General features: G+C 38.0%; 5 protein-coding genes. 2 read left to right on the top strand and 3 right to left on the bottom strand.

Translation table 11 applies throughout. The features are described from left to right. Positions 1 to 53 precede the first annotated feature (53 nt). On the top strand, positions 54 to 704 hold the full coding sequence (locus WAM07_RS08085; protein ID WP_422165976.1) for a LysE family transporter: 651 nt from the start codon (positions 54 to 56) through the stop codon (positions 702 to 704). A 67-nt stretch (positions 705 to 771) separates the two neighbouring features. Here the strand turns inward: WAM07_RS08085 and WAM07_RS08080 are convergent, their stop codons facing one another. Both WAM07_RS08080 and WAM07_RS08075 read right to left on the bottom strand, forming a co-directional pair. Next, positions 772 to 960, bottom strand: coding sequence for a hypothetical protein (locus tag WAM07_RS08080; RefSeq protein ID WP_422165975.1), 189 nt, complete (start codon positions 958 to 960; stop codon positions 772 to 774). Positions 961 to 1,361: 401 nt separating this feature from the next. Then, complete coding sequence (locus WAM07_RS08075; RefSeq protein WP_422165974.1) at positions 1,362 to 1,547, bottom strand: hypothetical protein; 186 nt, start codon at positions 1,545 to 1,547, stop codon at positions 1,362 to 1,364. 206 nt (positions 1,548 to 1,753) lie between these two features. Here WAM07_RS08075 and WAM07_RS08070 point away from each other — a divergent pair, with 206 nt between their 5' ends. Further along, positions 1,754 to 1,936 carry a small acid-soluble spore protein H gene (locus WAM07_RS08070; RefSeq protein ID WP_422165973.1) on the top strand — a complete coding sequence of 61 codons (183 nt, stop codon included), beginning with the start codon at positions 1,754 to 1,756 and terminating at the stop codon, positions 1,934 to 1,936. Between the two features lie 43 nt (positions 1,937 to 1,979). On the opposite strand, the gene WAM07_RS08065 is transcribed toward WAM07_RS08070, so the two are convergent. Then, entirely contained in the window at positions 1,980 to 3,005 is a 1,026-nt protein-coding gene (locus WAM07_RS08065; protein WP_422165972.1) for a LacI family DNA-binding transcriptional regulator, read from the bottom strand. Between the last annotated feature and the right edge of the window lie 165 nt (positions 3,006 to 3,170).

The following is a 3,170-nucleotide window of genomic DNA, read 5'->3' as shown; positions in this document are numbered from 1 at the left end:
GTCCTTCTAAATTACATGGTTCTTTCATTTAATGTACAGAAGGAGGACATGCCATGCTTTTACTATTGATCAGACAAATCTTTCTTGGTTTATCAATTGCTGCTCCTATTGGACCGATAAATTTAGAAATTATCAGAAGGGGGATTTACCAGGGCTTCTGGCCCTCCCTAATTGTTGGAGCAGGAGGAATGACAGCTGACCTTACACTTATGTTCCTGATGTATAAGGGATTATCCGAATACTTGACTTTAGGTTCGGTTCAGATCTTGCTATTAATTCTAGGCGCTCTTGTCTTAACTTATACGGGATTCCAAAGCCTCTTTACTCAAAACGATAATATTACTGTTTCACCTAACCGGGAAGAAAATTTACGCATTGGACTCCTTCGCCCTTACCTCACCGGTCTTTCCCTGGCAGCTTTTAATCCATTAAATATTCTGTTTTGGCTTGGGGTCTATGGTTCCGCTTTAAGTGACACTTTTAAGGAAGATAATTTGTTAAAAGCTTTCTATATAAGCAGTGCCATTTTTATTGGAGTAGGATTATGGAATTTAAATTTAGCGCTCACCGTTCATTTTAGCAAAGGTATTCTGAAACCACGAATACTGAGAGCGATCTCAGTATTTTCAAGTCTATTCTTACTGGGTTTAGGAATTTATTTTGCCTATAAAGCGGTCCTATCTATCCTTCCCTTCATAACCTAAGTCAGTTTTATAATGCTTAGGCTCGCAACACTTATTTTTTTTGATTTTCACTGAATTGCTCGGCAACCTACTCTCGACCATTTACCTCTTGCTCAGAATAGTGTTTTCGGCAAAGCAGTGAGGAAGCCCAGAACAAAATGATGATAGCAGCAAGATCAAGCACCCTGATTTCTCCATATTCAAGGATCGCATAGACGAATGATACTATATAAAAAACTCCAAACAAAGCTGAAATATAAGATAACAATTTTTTCATAAAACTTCTCCTTTTTAAGAAGATTTCTTCTAAAACCTTAGAGGTGTTCGACCTTTTAACCTTTCCACTCCTGAAAAAATTAGAGAATATCTAACTTTATTAAACATCAATTTATGGACTTATATTCATCACTAACATAAGAACCACCGGAATAATGAACAATAAACATAATAGGAGAAAGCATAATCCGTGCACAACTTTATTCCCTTTATCTTTTTCCTTAAAAAATCCTTGAGCAGCCAAAAAAATGCCTGCGAGCGAAACAGGAATACCTAAAAAAATAATCCCATAAGAAATCCACGATATTGTATAAAAAAAGACGGCGGCTATACTAACGAAGAAAAATGTTATGATACACAAACTAAATGAAGCCTTAGCAAGTCCAGACACCCCCATCCCCCTTATCGTTTCAGAAGCTTAAAGTAAAGCATTACTGAAATATAATAAACTGCGGTCAAAATAACAATCAGAATAACAGCTTCCACAATTTTCTCCGTTTTATATTTATTCGAGTACCCTAGAAAATAAAGTAGCCATGAGACAATAGGAACTGCACCCAGCCAATACATAAACTTACGATTTTCCATCAAACCGACTCCTACTAATTAATAATTTATTCTGTTTCTCTTTTCCTTTACGAATCATTAGTTAAACCGTTTCATTGCTTCCTTACTTTTATAAAATTCTTTAGCTAAGTTACGATCCTGAAAGTATTACTGATATGGAGTCCTTTCCTTAAAGAATAGTCTTACCCTGGCAGCACAAGCTATCATAAAGGAGGTTGAGCTGTCTATTGAATAAACAACGTGCTCAGGAAATAGCTGCATCACCTATAATGTCTCATGTTACCTTTAATAATCAGCCGATATACATCCAACACGTGGATGAAACAAATGACACAGCGCGAATTTACCCGATTGACCAGCCAGAAAATGAGTTGGAAGTTTCGCTTAATGAATTGCATGAACTGCTCTAAAAAAAAGCATCCTTCTGCATAATGAAGGGTGCTCTTTGGTTTATTAAAGATGGGCCGTGCTTTCTCCTTCAACCAGGTAAACTGGGAGTGAGATTCGGCGATTCTCAACCGGCCATGAGTTACTTTTTATCTGTTCAAAAAGCAAATTCACTGCAGTTACTCCCTTCTTACCTACATCCTGCTTAACGGTAGTAAGCTTCGGAATCATGTAGTTAGTAAAATAAACTCCATCAAATCCAGTAATGGAAAGGTCTTTCGGTATCTCATACCCTTTTTCATTCAGACGCTTGTATAAGCCAAGAGCAGTAATATCGGAGAAGCATATGACCGCTGTAATTTCCGGGAATTTCTCGATCATATCATCGGCAGCTGCATAGCCACCTTCGGCTGAAGTATCTGTTTCAATCAGAAGTGATTCATCATAACTGTCGAAGGCTGATAATTCTTCTTTGCAGCCTTCCCACCTAAAGTGATTTACCGAATTATAGGTTAGCTTCCCTGACAGAAGGGCTACCTTTCGATGTCCTAGTTCAAGTAGATGCTTAGCAGCAGCGGCGCCACCTTGCTTGTCATCAATACGCACCTGATACAGACTTAAATCCTCCAGATAACTATCGATATAAACAGCTGGAATATTGGATTCCTCAGCTACTTTTACTAAAGAGGAGTTCTCTTCAGCTCCAACGATAATCACACCATCCAGGTTTCTTTGATTAATAAATGCCAATAATTCTTCAGCGGAATCGATACCCTTCAATACGATGGAAAATTCATAACCGCTCGCTTCTGATTCAATTCCTGAGATCAATTCCCAGTAGAATGGATTATCTTTAAGTTTTCGTTCAGGCTGAGTGACAGAAACCACCACACCGAATAAATATGATTTGTTCGTCCGCAAATTTTTCGCGGCTAAATTACCTTGATATCGGTATTGCTGAATGACCAAGCGAACTCGATCAGCCGTTTTTTCGGATACTCTTCCTTTATCATTAATAACATTGGATACCGTAGCTATCGAAACATTCGCTTTCTCTGCAATGTACTTGATCGTTACTTCTTTTGGCAGCACGTTTGGAAACCTCCGCATGGAACTAATCATTTATTATGTTTTAAATAGTAGCATATCTTTGAGTGGTTTCGTATCGATTTTGTCATTAAGAATCAAAAAACCCCCTCTGGAAGTCGCGGAGGGGGCAATGAGATTAGTTTTTCACTTTAACCACTACGGTCGTCA

This window comes from Halobacillus sp., from assembly GCF_049282395.1.
In the GTDB taxonomy this organism is placed as follows: Bacteria; Bacillota; Bacilli; order Bacillales; family Halobacillaceae; genus Halobacillus.
This window is presented reverse-complemented; position numbering and strand designations above follow the sequence as displayed.

Bases quoted from the DNA above. Each gene is read 5' to 3' on its own strand.
- WAM07_RS08080 (WP_422165975.1), bottom strand. From the start codon at position 960: ATGAAAAAATTGTTATCTTATATTTCAGCTTTGTTTGGAGTTTTTTAT.
- WAM07_RS08085 (WP_422165976.1), top strand. From the start codon at position 54: ATGCTTTTACTATTGATCAGACAAATCTTTCTTGGTTTATCAATTGCT.
- WAM07_RS08075 (WP_422165974.1), bottom strand. From the start codon at position 1,547: ATGGAAAATCGTAAGTTTATGTATTGGCTGGGTGCAGTTCCTATTGTC.